This is a genomic window from Chryseobacterium sp. CFS15 (assembly GCF_031118795.1).
Taxonomy (GTDB): Bacteria; Bacteroidota; Bacteroidia; order Flavobacteriales; family Weeksellaceae; genus Chryseobacterium; species Chryseobacterium indoltheticum.
The window spans coordinates 138,202-152,395 of record NZ_JAVHYL010000009.1 but is presented as its reverse complement, the minus strand read 5'-3'; the positions used below and the strand labels follow the sequence as shown (position 1 = coordinate 152,395).

The window sequence follows — 14,194 nt, the reverse complement described above, 5'->3', positions numbered from 1 at the left end:
TAAAAATAATGTTGTTAAAAAATAAGAAAATAGCTATCGTAGGCGGAGGTCCGGGTGGGCTGACATTGGCAAAACTTCTACAACTGAAAGGTGTTGACGTAAAAGTATATGAAAGAGATTTAAATAAAAATGCAAGAGTACAAGGCTCCCCTCTCGACCTGCATGATGAATCGGGTTTGGCGGCATTGCGAAAAGCAGGTTTGTTGGATGATTTTAAAAACAATTTTATGGTGGGCGCAGATCAATCGACCATTACAAACCATAAAGCAGAAATATTCTTCAGCGATCACGGTCAAAAACAAGAGGGAAATTTTGGAGATGAGCATTTTCGTCCGGAAATTGACAGAGGTGTTTTAAGAAAAATTTTACTGGAATCTTTAGATCCTGAAACCATCATTTGGAACAGTCATTTTCTTTCCATGACAAAGCAAAATGAAGGTTGGCTGCTACATTTTAAAAACAAGGAAAGTATATATGCAGATATTGTGATCGGGGCTGATGGAGCCAACTCAAAGATACGGCCATTTCTTACTGATATAAAACCATTCTATTCGGGTATTACCATGCTTGAAGGCAACGTTTATGAAGCAGAAAAAAAGGTTCCAAACATTTCTGAAATACTTCGTGGCGGAAAAATAATGGCTTTTGGGAACAAGCAGGATATTTTGATGGGGCAAAAAGCAAATAGCGAGATTGGTTTTTATGCCAGTTTTAAAACTGAGGAAAATTGGGCGAAAACATGTGGCATCGATTTTTCGGATAAATATGAAGTTCTAACATGGTTTAAAAAAGAGTATCCTGAATGGAGCTCTGTTTGGTATGAATTATTTGAAAACAGCTCTACTCCATTTATCCCAAGACCAATTTATTGCATGCCTCTCGACCAAACATGGAAAACTGTTGAAAATCTTACCATCATTGGCGATGCTGCACATCTCATGCCTCCGTTTGCAGGTGAAGGCGTAAATATGGCAATGCTTGATGCGTTAGAACTAAGCGAAGCTTTAATTTCTTCCCAATTTAATTCTATAGAAAGCGCTATTGCTGAATATGAAATGAATATGTTTAAAAGAGCATCCCAAATGGCGCAAGAATCACTCGAAAATGGAGAACGCATGCACAGTGAAAATGCATTAGAAACAATGCTTGATTTTTTTGCAGGACACAAGGGCGAATAACAAAAACTGTATCCATCAAATAACTCATTTCTGTATCTGTAATTATTGTGCTGTTGTAAATAAATTTGTTTACAGAATACAACAATATGCCAACAATAATAAAAGAGAAAACAGACTTGAAATTTGAACCCGTCCATCTTTCCGATTTAACTGAAATAACAGATCTTTATTTTGCTCGATCAGAAAAAGAAAACAAAAATTTTGAACAGTGTAAACTTACAGAAGCATTCGGTTTCCCAATCTATAAGCTGGTTGAAGGAAATCTCATCATCGGTTATTCCTATTTTACGATTGATGTTTCTGATAAAATTGTTTTCAAAGCAATCATCAACCCTGAATATTCTTTTGGAGACCTGGAAAATAGATTTATTAATAATTCAAGGCAAAAGTATTTTTCACAAAAAGAACCGGACTGTAAAGGCATGAAAAATTCGATCAACAGAATAGTAGATTGGCTGAATTGGTCAAGATAAATGCAAAAAAAAAGATTAATATTTGATCCCGAATTTCTATTATTCATTATTTGAGATTTAGAAATAGAATTTTAATAAATTTACTGAAAACAGAGCAGACTATAATGACGAAGGAAATCCTATACATAAAAATTGCAAAGATCTTAGAAGATCAAATTCTATCGGAAACTTTAAGGATCGGTGATAAATTGCCTTCGATACGTTCTGTTCAGAAAATATACGATGTAAGTCTAAATACCGTAAAATTGGCTTTTTTAGAATTAGAAAGCAAATCTCTTATTGAATCTAGACCAAAGTCGGGCTATTATGTAAGTAAAACGTCACAAAGAAAATTTGCGCTTCCTTCGATCAGCAAGCCGGAAGTTTCAGATAAAGAATGTGAACCGGACGATCTTATCAGTAAAGTATTCAACACACTTCATTACAAAAACATCCGTCAATTTTCTTTAGGAGTTCCCGATGCCAGTTTACTGCCTATTGCAAAATTAAATAAGGGAGTTATTAAAACAATAAGAAATTTGGAAGGTAGCGGAACTGCTTATGAACCTTTGGAAGGCAGTCTGAACTTAAGAAGAAATATTGCAAAATGGTCTCTCGTTTTAGAAGGAAAAATTACTGAAGACGATCTTGTAACTACTTCAGGGGCGATGAATGCGATCTTTAATTGTCTGATGGCCGTCACAAAACGAGGCGATACAATTGCGATTGAAAGCCCTGTTTATTTTGGAATTATACAAATTGCAAAAGCAATGGGTCTGAATGTGATTGAATTGCCGACTCATCCCGTTACGGGAGTTGATATAGATGCATTAAGAAAAATTATTCATAAAGTTGACGCTTGCTGTTTTATCAGCAATTTCAGTAATCCTTTAGGCTCATTAATGCCTGAAGAAAGAAAAAAAGAATTGGTAGAATTGCTTACCTATCACAATATTCCGTTAATAGAAGATGATTTGTATGGCAACTTGTTTTTCGGGACGAGCAGACCGAAACCCTGCAAAGCATTTGATGATGCAGGAATCGTCATGTGGTGCGGCTCTGTTTCTAAGACTTTAGCGCCGGGCTACAGAGTCGGTTGGGTTGCACCGGGAAAGTATAAAGAAAAGATTTTGAGACAAAAGCTTATTCAAACAATATCGACACCGCCTCTTTACCAGGAAGTAATAGCAGATTTTTTGGAAAACGGAAGATATGACCATCATTTGAGGGGCTTTAGACAGACACTTCATACAAACTGCCTGAAATATCAAAGAGCGGTTGAAGAATATTTTCCTGAAAACACCAAAATATCTCAGCCACAGGGAGGATTTGTACTTTGGCTGGAACTAGACAACAGAATTGATACGGCACAACTGTACGATATTGCCCTAAAACAAAACATAAGTTTCGCACCCGGTCGGATTTTTACGCAACACGATCAGTTTAATAATTGCATGAGACTGAATTTTGCTTTAAAATGGGACGATAGTCTTGATAATGATTTGAAAAGATTGGGAACGATCGTTAAGAATGCACTGTAACTTTATCTAATTTATTTCTAAAGTTGTTGATAATAATGTTTGAATAAAGCATTAAAAATAATGATTCAACAGTAATAATAAAAAAGCAAAAAGCTAACGTAAATCATTAAACAATGACATCCTGATACGACCTTTTTTAATTATTTTTACTTGAAAATATATAAATAATCATGAGGAAAATAATATTTGCAGGATTGATTGCTTTTGGAGGATTAGTAACCGTAAACGCACAATGCAAAACAGTATCAACACTTACAGAAAATTTTGACTCCTGGAAAGAAATTAACAAATGCTGGACTGCAAAGCCAGGAAAAGCAATGCTTTACAGCAGTGAAAAAAGAATCGTATTTTACTCGATGAACAGCCCGAGAGAAAATATGTATTTGGTAACTCCAAAAATCAAAGCCGGGAAATATACATTAACGCTTGATGCTTCAGACAACGGCGGAGAAACTACAATAGAATTGTTCTCAATCAACAATGCATCTGATGCTAAATCGTACGTTTCAATAGCTAAATCTTCAAAAATAACGGGAGCTAAAAAAACATTTGATATTTCTTTAAAGAAAGATTCAAACTTGGGAGTGAAAGTTATGTTGAATGGAATACATCAAGCGGTGTATGTAGATAATTTTTCTTTGACACCAAAAAAATAGTCGATTAAGACAAATTGATTAGAGATAAAAGAATATTTCCAGAAAGGTTTAGATTCTTTTTTTCCAGCTTATCATCACAATTCTGCTACATCTTAAACATAAAACTGAGCGCTTTATTCTTTGTTTTATGTCCTTTTATATCTGTCATTTTGGTCAACAGCACTTGTTGGCCAAAGTGACTTTTTATATTCTTTTAATTGACAAGTTTTTCATATCGGTTACACGTTGTCGATACATTTTAATACCTTTGCATGAAAGTATTTAAATAATTACTTCATTTTTTATTTCAAAGTGAATTTCCACAACAAAAAAAAATTCGTAAGTTTTCTTAAGTTTAGAAGAGATTTTCAGCAATACGGCCTCAAAAAAGCACGCAGCTACGAAATCATTCTTCATTGGCTCAAGAATCATCTAAGCAGAAATCAGTTTCTCATCCTGTCAGGTATCTTGGTAGGATGTACCGCAGGCTTGGCTGGGGTTATTTTAAAAACATTTGTACACAATATTCATCATTTTATCACCCACAGGGTACATTTTGAATATCAGATTATCTTTTATATTGTCTTTCCGTTTCTTGGGATTGTCTTAACTGCTGCTATTGTAATTGCATTATTCAAAGGACAAGATAAGAAAGGAATTGGGGCTATATTATACGAAATTGCGCAAAACTCCAGCATTGTATCTAATGTAAAGATGTATTCGCAAGTCATACAAAGTGCCGTTACTGTGGGGCTTGGTGGCTCTGCAGGGATCGAAAGTCCTATTGCAGTTACCGGTGCAGCGATCGGGTCAAACTATGCGCGTACCTACCGATTAAGCTACAAAGAAAGAACGCTTTTGCTGGCTGCAGGCGCCACTGCCGGAATTGCATCAGCATTCAACGCTCCGATTGCAGGCATCATGTTTGCCTTTGAGATTTTGCTTACAGGAGTTGTCTTTACAGATTTTATTCCTTTGGTGGTTGCAGCGGTATGCGGAAGTTTACTGTCAAGAATATTACTTCAGGAAGATGTCTTATTCAGGTTTTATACCCGAGAAGCCTTTAATTATTATAACGTTCCTTATTATCTGATTCTTGGTCTAATTACAGGTCTTTATGCAAGATATTTTGTTGTTGTATCTCAAAAGGTAGAGCATTTTATCAATGGTTTACAGCTTTCACGACTTCGGAAAGCAATGTTTGGTGGTGCTGTACTTTCTTTATTATGTGTGCTTTTTCCTCCATTATTTGGTGAAGGATATGATACGGTGAAAGATTTTACCAACGGAAATATCAATTCGGTAATCAATAACAGTCTTTTCAGATATTTTGAAATAAAAGAATGGACGGTTATTCTATTTCTCGTTTTAGTTTGCCTTTTAAAAGCTTTTGCCACCTCATTTACCATTTTTAGCGGTGGAAATGGCGGAAACTTTGCTCCTTCACTTTTTGCAGGAGGCTCTGTAGGGTTTTTATTTGCAATTATCTGTCAAAATTTAGGCTTCACTGATGTTCCGGTAACGAATCTAATTCTGGTAGGAATGGCCGGTGCGATGAGCGGCGTACTGTATGCTCCTCTTACTGCGATTTTCCTGATTGCAGAGTCTAGCTTTGGTTATGATCTTTTTATTCCTCTGATGATTGTTGCGGTAATGTCTTATCTTATCGCTAAATGGTTTGCTCCTATTTCTCCTGAATTAAAAAATCTGGCAGACCAAGGAAAGATATTTACACACAAACACGATAATAATCTTCTGTCTTCGCTTCAAACCAAAGACTTTATTGATTTTAATTCTCAAATAATTAATGAAAATTCATCATTAAAAGAACTTTATTACCTCATAAGCAATGGACGGAAGAATAATTTTGCAGTGGTAAATGATGAGTATAAACTTAAAGGAATTGTTACATTGGATGATATCCGTCCTTACTTATTTAATGAAGATCAACAACTGAATATTTCTAAGTTGATAAAAATTCCTGAAAGTCTTGTTCATTTAAATGATAAACCGGTAACAATTATCCAGATGTTTGACGATACAGACACGTGGCACCTTCCGGTTGTTGACGATGAAAACAGATTTATCGGTTTTATTTCAAAATCTGCAATTCTTACCAGCTACAGACAATTATTGAAAGATTATTCTTAATAAAGCTATATTTTTTCTAGATTCTCATCTACAATACTACCCTATTTTTAAGACGTAGATATCTACTTATTTTCTATTACTAATTCATTATTGAAAGATAAATTATACCATAACCGCATTCATTCTTAACATGAATTAAAACCGCTGCTCTTTACCTTTGTATATTAATTTTTGAACTAATATTCCTAAACTATCATGCAAAATTTAATCAGTACACTTTTAGTGGCGGTCGATTTCACCGAGAAATCAAATAATGCAGTCAGAATGTCTGTACACATTGCCGCACGTCATGAAGCGAGAGTTATATTATTCCATAATATTACAAATCACACCATCATCGACAGAACCGGAAAACAGGTTATCGGTGCAGATATAATCGATGAAAATTATAAGAAAACCGAGCAGGCTTTAGCAGATATTGAAACATCTTTACAAACACAATATCCTGATCTCGAATTTAAAACAATTATAAAAAATGACAGTCTGGTTCATGGCATCAACAATATTATTGGTAATGAAGATGTAGATCTTGTGATATGTGGAAGCTCGGGACAACAAAATTTCGCACAGTTACTTTTAGGCTCCTTATCCTATCAGATTTTAACCGAAGTAAATTGCTCTGTTTTACTGGTACCCGAAAAATGCAGTAAATATTCATTCGACAAAATACTAGTTCCGGTAAGGGTTTTGGAGGATTTAACTGATAAAATTGAACTTTCAGTTGCAATTGCCAAAAAAAACAAAGGCATCATCAGCCTGCTTGGGATAAGCAATGAGGATGATATACTGAAGATCAGAGAGGCATATCAAAGAATCAAGAAAAATCTTGCCATAAGATCACAGGAATATGACTCGCAGTTTTTACTGACTCATGACAAAGCAACGCAAATTTCGAAGTTTTCGCAGGATGATAATGCCGATATTATTATTCTGAATTATAAAGATGAAGACAGCTGGAAGTCTTTTTTCTTAGAAAATTTTTTCAAACAAATTATTAACTATACCGATATTCCTTTGCTTTTCTTAAAGAACAGGCAAATGGTGAGCAATATAAATTCAGACGACAGTACTGCTTTTGATATCACTCTTCCATGTCCGGGATAAAATAAAATTTATGATAACAATACAAAAATATTCAGATAAAAACAGAACCAATGCAAACCAAAAACAGGAAATCGTTCAGTTCCTTTTTACCCATTTGGAACAATACGGTGATCCGGAAAAAGATATTTCTGATGCCATAGACTACGCATTAGGATTAGACAATAAACCAGGCGGTCACATCATAACAGCAAGAGACAAAGAAACCCAACATTTGGTTGGTGCTGTAGTCGTCAATAAAACCGGAATGAGTGGATATATTCCTGAAAATATACTTGTCTATATTGCTACCGACAAAGAGGTGCGAGGAAAAGGAATAGGAAAAAGCCTCATGCAAGAAGCTATTGATTCGTCACAGGGAGACATCGCACTCCATTGTGAACCGGAAAATCCGGCATTCCATTTATACAAAAAACTGGGATTTACCAGTAAATATCTCGAAATGCGATTAAAAAAATAAAATGTCACATATTACTTTAAACACCAATAAATTACTTCACAATTACAATTATCTAAATCAGCTTTTTGAAGAAAATCATATCGAATGGGCTGTCGTAGCAAAACTGCTCTGCGGAAATGAAAAGTTTCTGAAATGTCTGTTAGATATTTCTGACAAAGAAGTCTGCGATTCGCGTTTAACGAATTTACGACACATCAAAGAACTGTCGCCCAAAACACAAACGGTTTACATTAAGCCTCCTGCAAAAAGATTAGCCCGAAGCATTGTAAAATATGCAGACGTAAGTTTTAATACAGAGCTTGAAACAATTAAAGCGCTTTCCGATGAAGCCATACAACAAAATAAGATACATAAAATTGTAATTATGGTTGAGATGGGAGAATTACGGGAAGGCATTATGGTAAAAAATCTATCCCACTTTTATGGTGAAGTTATGAATATACCAAACATCGAAATTGTAGGAATAGGAACCAACCTAAAATGCCTAAACGGTATACTTCCTGATGAGAAAAAACTGGTTAAACTCAATCGTTTTAAAGAGATTGTTGAAGAATCTTATCATACTGCAATCCCTTTTATATCAGCAGGTTCATCAGTTACCATCCCTCTACTTCTTAAAAATGAAATACCTTCAGGAATTAATCATTTCAGAGTGGGAGAAACATTGTTTTTTGGCACCGATGTTTATAATGATTCGACGATCAAAGGTATGCATCAAAATGTCTTTCAACTCACTGCAGAGATTATAGAAATTGCAGAAAAACCAATGATTCCTGCAGGAGATGCTGGAACTAATTTGACTGGTGAAACTCCTATTCATGATGAAAAAAACATCGGTAAGACATCTGTAAGAGCAATCGTTGATATTGGCGTTCTTGATATTGATCCTAAAAATATAAATCCACTTTCCTTAGGAATTGAGATTATAGGAGCGAGCTCAGATATGATGATTCTCGATCTTGGCGATAACGTACATGATTATCATGTGGGAGATACCGTTGATTTCAGTATGAATTATATGGCTGTTCTTCGTGCAATGAGCTCTGAATATGTCGATAAAATAGTCGATAATAAAATTAAGGTTCAGCATCATAAAGTATTAGAATATATTAACTAATCTTTTCTTTAATAAAATAGAAATACTGCAATAAAAATTGTGGTATTTTTTTATATTTATATCTGCTCAAAAACGTACAATCTTGAATCATAAAATTCAGTCTATTACCTTAAGTAAACTTAAAAATCATTCTGCTCTGAGAAATGAGTTTGTCATTATGCCGTTTGACGAATTCACCACAAAAATGCAGTGTGATTCAGATTCACATTTTAAGAATAAATTTTATACGGTTTTCCTATTTAAAAACGCAGAAGGCTCATTGGTTATAGATGATCAGGAATTTGACATGAAGCCTTTGAAGTTTTTCTTTATTAATTACAATCAGGTGTATCATTTTAAAGATTTTCTGTCAAGCAAAGGGGATGTTCTCATGTTTACCAAATCATTTTACAACTATGTGTATACCGGGAATAAAATGATAAAAAGCGATACCGCGCTTAATGATGTTGCTCCTTATCTTTTGCTTTCAAAGGAAAGCACCACAGATCTTTTTCAGACTTTTGAAGAACTGAAACATGAATATTCTAAAAATAAATTACTTCGAAAAGAAATTATCTGTCTTTTGTTAAAAGTTTTTGTGCTAAAATATATTCGGAATTCAAATAAAAAGAATCGTATCGATCGGTCTGTTGATCATAAAAAAGAAATTGTAGAGAAATTTAGTTACTTGGTCAATCAGCATTATAAAGATTTAAAAACAACGTCAAAATATGCAGAAAAACTGAATCTAAGCGCAAATTATCTGAATGCACTGATTAAAGAAAGCCTCGATATTTCTGCCGGTCAGATGATTAAAAATCGGGTTATCCTTGAGGCTCAGCGCCTGCTTCTGCATACTACTTTAACGGTTACCGAAATTTCTTACGAATTGGGTTTTAATGATAATTCTCATTTCGGAAAATATTTTAAATCGGCCACGAAATATTCTCCTAATGAATATAGAATACTGAAAACGAAAGATTCTTATAATGATATATGAAGCCTGTTTAATTCTTAATTTTAAAAGCTAAAATGTCTGCTTAATGGCTTACTATTTGTAAAATATTTTACACAATAATAAATCAGCAAAGCATGGATATTACTAGCGATTTGAAGGACGACATCTTGAATCATACAAAATCTATAGAAAATATTGAGGTCGTTTATAAAAAGAAAAATAAATACAGCGGAACACTGGCAAGGATGCAACAAACGCCATTTGAGATTACCATTTTCGATAATAATCATACAGAGGAAACAGAGCACACAGTTGATTTTGATCTTGCTCAGGAAATTACAATTAAACTTTTTGATGGTACAATAAAAACCTTCAAAGATGTTGTTTTATAAATATTTTGGCAATAATATTTGCTTTAATTACTAAATGTTATTCTAAATTAAAATTGATATTAATAAACTTTATTAAATATTTTTTTATTTTTTTTAATAATTGAAATTAATATAATCGCAAACACATTCTTGTAAGTTACTGTATTTCAATTAATTAATTCAGTCATTTGTTTTTAACAATAATATTTTCATATTACGTATCTTCTTGTAAATTGAAAATTTTTGATGATAAATATCATTAAAACCATTTATTTATAGAAAAATATATAGTTTTGCATTTATTAAGTGGTATTCTAATTACTGCTGAAAACTGAAAACGAATGAAAAACCTATTTATTTGCTCCTGCTTATTGCTGGGGAGCGCTTCCCTCTACTCCCAACACGGCAAGGTAGGGATTAACACCGTAACGCCAAGAGTTGAATTGGATGTAAACGGTTCTTACAAATCTTCCAAGATCATCACCGGAACGCTACCTTTCATCACTTCGAATGAAAAAGACCGCTATCTACTTCTGAATCAGAGTACTGTAGACAACCGTGTAAGGAAAATTGATCCTACTCAGCCTGCATCGCCCGGTTTGGCAAGTATAATTACCTACAAACTTACTAATGCAAAGTTAGATTGGGTTGAAAGCTTCAATACCAAGATCAATTCGCAAGATTATTCTGTAATGGTACTGTCTGCTTATTTTGACAGAGATGTAAAAGGCAACACAACCGCAATACCTTCTTACGGAGTAAAAAGCTTTAATAATGAATGGATACTATACGCAGATTATTCTGAAGTAGCTGCCGATACCAACGGAACATGGACTCTAGTGTGTGCTATTTATCCTAAAACCTACGTTAAAATTTTTCCCGAACGCGGTCCTTTTGATGTAAATTCGACCTCTTCCGGTAGTGATAACAACCCAATACTTCAATAAACACATGATAAAAAAGTTATTATTAATAAGCATTTTTTCCACTGCTGTTCAAGTACGTGCGCAAGTTGGGATAGGTACAACCACTCCTACAGAAAAATTAGAAGTTGTAGGATCTACTTCAATAGGTACATCTGTCACCATAGATCCGACTAATTACGTCAACAACCCTTCAGGTTTTACCATTGTAGGTACAGATCCTCAATCTGCGACTGTCAATGGACAAGTAGTGGCTCTTGAGAATCTTTACACTCCTGTAACCATACAACCATACAACATCACAAATGTATATAGAGATGATCTTAATGATCTTAATCTAAATATCCCTACCGACAAATATTTTATTACTATTGCTAATTTCGAAGCAATTCCAAGTTCAGGAAATAAAGGCATTTATACAAGTAATGACAATAAGGGACATTTTGTATTTGATGCTTTCCAATCAGGAGCAACCTGGCATGTAAAAATAGGCTATCCTACATTAAATACAGAAAATACAACCGATAAATACACTTACAAATTTGATGTTATCTTATATTCTAGGAGATTTTTTAAAAATCTGGGTGAAGTAACGTATAATTTGAATGGAAGTAACTCAGGAAGTGCTGGTACAGCTCCTATAGGAATATAACAATTATGAAAAATATACTATTTTTAGCTGTACTGTTAATAAGCACAGCAATCTATAAAGCACAAGGCGTAGGAATAGGAAACACCAATCCTACGCAGACACTCGACGTAACAGGTAATACAAAACTAAGCGGAGATTTGTATTTTGAAAATCCCGGAACATTTACAGGACCTTCCACAAACTCCTATTTAATTGTAAGAGACAACAGTGATAAAGCGCTTAAAAGATATGTACCGGCTACATCAGACTACAGTGCCATTAACAGTACAGTGTATCATATTACCAACATTACACCCGGTGGAATTTCAAATTTCGATACTAAAATCCCTACAAGCAAATACTATCTTGTAATCGGAGGCTTTATCGTAAGAGGAGTAAATGATAATTCTAACATCAGAATTACGCAAGATACTACTACACAGAACTATATTCCTCAATATTCTGCGCGATCTTTCGAGCTGAATGGGACATGGCGTATACAATTTGTACCAAATAATAATCGAGTATTTTTCCAAAACCCTGAGATAAGACTGAGTGTAAGTGTATACCGAAAAGATATGCTTACTACAGTAAATCCGACTATTACTTATGATATGAGCCCTACCGGAACTACAGGAATAGGAAACGCACCGACGCCTGCACTTCCGTAAGTAGTTTTTTGTATAAATTTATGTATAGGAATATATAAAATAAGGCTCAGATAGTTGTATCTGAGCCTGTTTTTAATAAAATATTTTGCCGTTTTTAATCATTAGAATTTCATTCTTTTCCATTCTTTTGATCACTCTGATGGTAGTTTCCAGAGACAAGCCTGTTAATGAAGCCAATTGTTGTCTCGTATGAGGAATTTCAAATGAATATTTATCTTTATTTTCTTTTGAATCTTTCATTTGATTCATCAGTTCTACCAAACGTTCTTCAGCATTTTGGCTCGATATTTTTTGCATCAATACCAATTTCTCAGAAGTTTTTTCTGAAAGTGTAGTGTACATATCAATAAAAATATCAGGATTTTCCTGCAACAGCTGAAAAAACTGTTCTCTGCCGATTTTTAGAACAATACATTTGGAAAGAGAAATAGCATTTACCGTATAAGGTTTACCGAGAATAAGCATCGACTCTCCGAAGCAAGAATTCTCCGAAAGAATATCCTGTATAAATTCTTTACCATCTTCTTTATAACTGTTAAGCTTTACTTCGCCTGTAACTATCTGATAATAAAACTGCGGTGTAGCCCCTTCACGAAAAATATAATCACCAGCATTGTAATGCTCTTCAATTGCTTGTACGGAATGCAAAAGACTTTCCTGGATCGACATAATGTAATTTTTAAAGTTTGCTTTATTCTGCGTTATTGCAGTAGAAGGCTTATGAAATTTTCGGAACGTACTTATTTTACTTGCAACTATTGCCGGTACTACCTATTACTATAACAATTTATGATTCAAAATAAAATTGTTCCTGTTATCTGCCTTCCAAATAATTAACAATCGATGGAAGGATTTACTTTAAAAGGAAACTTCATATTCAAAACTTTAGATTTCTCAACTTGCCTAAGTATTGCATTCATATTTTTCTTAAATAGTATAGTTCAAAGGTAGCCTATCAATAAAGTATAAAATATGACATAGGTCATATTTGAAAATCTTTGAACAAAAACTGAATGTACGAGACCCAAATACAATTTAATATTTGATTTTCAATAACTTAAAGTTACGCATAAAAAGATTGGCAGTTGCTCACTTTAAAAAATTCTGTAATAATAACATGCCGCTACCATGATCGCAATAATTTTATGACAAGTACAATGCTTCTGTAAAAGGATAAGTGTAAAAATATTTTGATCCAAATCATATCCAAAGAAATTTTAAATTGATATATTTGTGGTAAGTCTATTCACAAACAAGCTATGTGAAAGTCGTATAATTAGGAGTTATGGTCATACAAGAAGACTTGCTCATTACTTTTGGAGCAGACATTATTCAACTACAAAAATCTCAACTGCTCTTTGAAGAGAATAACTCGCCTACTTATTATTTTCAGATTAAAACAGGTAAAATAAAACTCACAAATTTTCAGACAGAAAATAGAGAGTTTATTCAGAGTATTCACGGAGATGGTGATTCTATAGGAGAGATATTTTTATTTTCTAAATACAAATATCCCGTTAATGCTGTTTTGATGGAAGATTGTACGATATTCAGACTTGAGCACTCCCAACTTTTAAAATTGCTGGCCTCTGATTTTGAAATTCAGATGAAATTTCTTCATTACTTGGCAGAAAGATCCTATCACAGCTGTATTTTTCTCAATAGTTTAACATCAGAAGATGCAACTCATCAACTGCTTACGGTGCTCAATCATCTCAAAGGCAGTCAGAATAAGGAACAATATTCCTATAAAATACCTTACACAAGAAAAGAACTTGCTTTTTTAACAGGCTTAAGAATTGAAACCGTGATCAGAACTTTTAAGAAAATGGAAAACGAAAGCCTTATCAAAATAGTTAAGGGAAGAGTGTATTATTAAAGGAAAACTATTGATACATTTAATTTTCAGATTCAATAACCATAAAAAAATTCTTTTAATTATAAAAACAACGCCAATGAAATCATTAGCGTTGCTTATTAATGTAATGTAGTTATCTACTTTAATTTATACAATCGATTTTAAATA

15 protein-coding genes are annotated in these 14,194 nt (G+C 33.7%); 14 read left to right on the top strand and 1 reads right to left on the bottom strand.

The annotated features are described in order from the left end of the window. The first annotated feature begins 8 nt into the window (after window positions 1–8). The 13 genes from OH814_RS15010 (at window position 9) to OH814_RS14950 (ending at window position 12,168) form a co-directional block, all read left to right on the top strand. Window positions 9–1,178, top strand: a complete 1,170-nt coding sequence (locus tag OH814_RS15010; RefSeq protein WP_308828717.1) for an NAD(P)/FAD-dependent oxidoreductase — start codon at window positions 9–11, stop codon at window positions 1,176–1,178. Window positions 1,179–1,264: 86 nt separating this feature from the next. Further along, the gene (locus OH814_RS15005; RefSeq protein ID WP_308828716.1) at window positions 1,265–1,651 is read left to right on the top strand and encodes a hypothetical protein; all 387 of its coding nucleotides are present in this window, start codon (window positions 1,265–1,267) and stop codon (window positions 1,649–1,651) included. Between the two features lie 104 nt (window positions 1,652–1,755). Then, on the top strand, window positions 1,756–3,171 hold the full coding sequence (locus OH814_RS15000) for a PLP-dependent aminotransferase family protein (protein WP_308828715.1): 1,416 nt from the start codon (window positions 1,756–1,758) through the stop codon (window positions 3,169–3,171). A 170-nt stretch (window positions 3,172–3,341) separates the two neighbouring features. Continuing rightward, window positions 3,342–3,827 carry a hypothetical protein gene (locus OH814_RS14995; protein WP_308828714.1) on the top strand — a complete coding sequence of 162 codons (486 nt, stop codon included), beginning with the start codon at window positions 3,342–3,344 and terminating at the stop codon, window positions 3,825–3,827. A gap of 291 nt (window positions 3,828–4,118) precedes the next feature. Beyond that, window positions 4,119–5,957, top strand: coding sequence for a chloride channel protein (locus OH814_RS14990; RefSeq protein ID WP_201134561.1), 1,839 nt, complete (start codon window positions 4,119–4,121; stop codon window positions 5,955–5,957). 195 nt (window positions 5,958–6,152) lie between these two features. After that, window positions 6,153–7,061 carry a universal stress protein gene (locus OH814_RS14985; RefSeq protein ID WP_308828713.1) on the top strand — a complete coding sequence of 303 codons (909 nt, stop codon included), beginning with the start codon at window positions 6,153–6,155 and terminating at the stop codon, window positions 7,059–7,061. A gap of 10 nt (window positions 7,062–7,071) precedes the next feature. Continuing rightward, on the top strand, window positions 7,072–7,518 hold the full coding sequence (locus OH814_RS14980) for a GNAT family N-acetyltransferase (protein WP_308828712.1): 447 nt from the start codon (window positions 7,072–7,074) through the stop codon (window positions 7,516–7,518). Between the two features lies 1 nt (window position 7,519). After that, window positions 7,520–8,635 carry an alanine/ornithine racemase family PLP-dependent enzyme gene (locus tag OH814_RS14975; protein WP_308828711.1) on the top strand — a complete coding sequence of 372 codons (1,116 nt, stop codon included), beginning with the start codon at window positions 7,520–7,522 and terminating at the stop codon, window positions 8,633–8,635. Between the two features lie 82 nt (window positions 8,636–8,717). Continuing rightward, on the top strand, window positions 8,718–9,614 hold the full coding sequence (locus OH814_RS14970) for a helix-turn-helix domain-containing protein (RefSeq protein WP_308828710.1): 897 nt from the start codon (window positions 8,718–8,720) through the stop codon (window positions 9,612–9,614). Between the two features lie 92 nt (window positions 9,615–9,706). Then, window positions 9,707–9,964, top strand: a complete 258-nt coding sequence (locus OH814_RS14965; protein ID WP_308828709.1) for a hypothetical protein — start codon at window positions 9,707–9,709, stop codon at window positions 9,962–9,964. A 320-nt stretch (window positions 9,965–10,284) separates the two neighbouring features. Next, window positions 10,285–10,890, top strand: a complete 606-nt coding sequence (locus tag OH814_RS14960) for a hypothetical protein (protein ID WP_308828708.1) — start codon at window positions 10,285–10,287, stop codon at window positions 10,888–10,890. A gap of 4 nt (window positions 10,891–10,894) precedes the next feature. Then, the gene (locus OH814_RS14955) at window positions 10,895–11,518 is read left to right on the top strand and encodes a hypothetical protein (RefSeq protein WP_308828707.1); all 624 of its coding nucleotides are present in this window, start codon (window positions 10,895–10,897) and stop codon (window positions 11,516–11,518) included. 5 nt (window positions 11,519–11,523) lie between these two features. Further along, window positions 11,524–12,168: a hypothetical protein gene (locus OH814_RS14950; RefSeq protein WP_308828706.1), complete on the top strand. Its 645-nt coding sequence runs from the start codon at window positions 11,524–11,526 to the stop codon at window positions 12,166–12,168. Window positions 12,169–12,240: 72 nt separating this feature from the next. On the opposite strand, the gene OH814_RS14945 is transcribed toward OH814_RS14950, so the two are convergent. Then, entirely contained in the window at window positions 12,241–12,837 is a 597-nt protein-coding gene (locus OH814_RS14945; RefSeq protein ID WP_308828705.1) for a Crp/Fnr family transcriptional regulator, read from the bottom strand. Window positions 12,838–13,453: 616 nt separating this feature from the next. Here OH814_RS14945 and OH814_RS14940 point away from each other — a divergent pair. Beyond that, window positions 13,454–14,047 (top strand): Crp/Fnr family transcriptional regulator, encoded by a 594-nt coding sequence (locus OH814_RS14940; protein ID WP_308828704.1) that lies wholly within the window; start codon window positions 13,454–13,456, stop codon window positions 14,045–14,047. Window positions 14,048–14,194 lie beyond the last annotated feature (147 nt).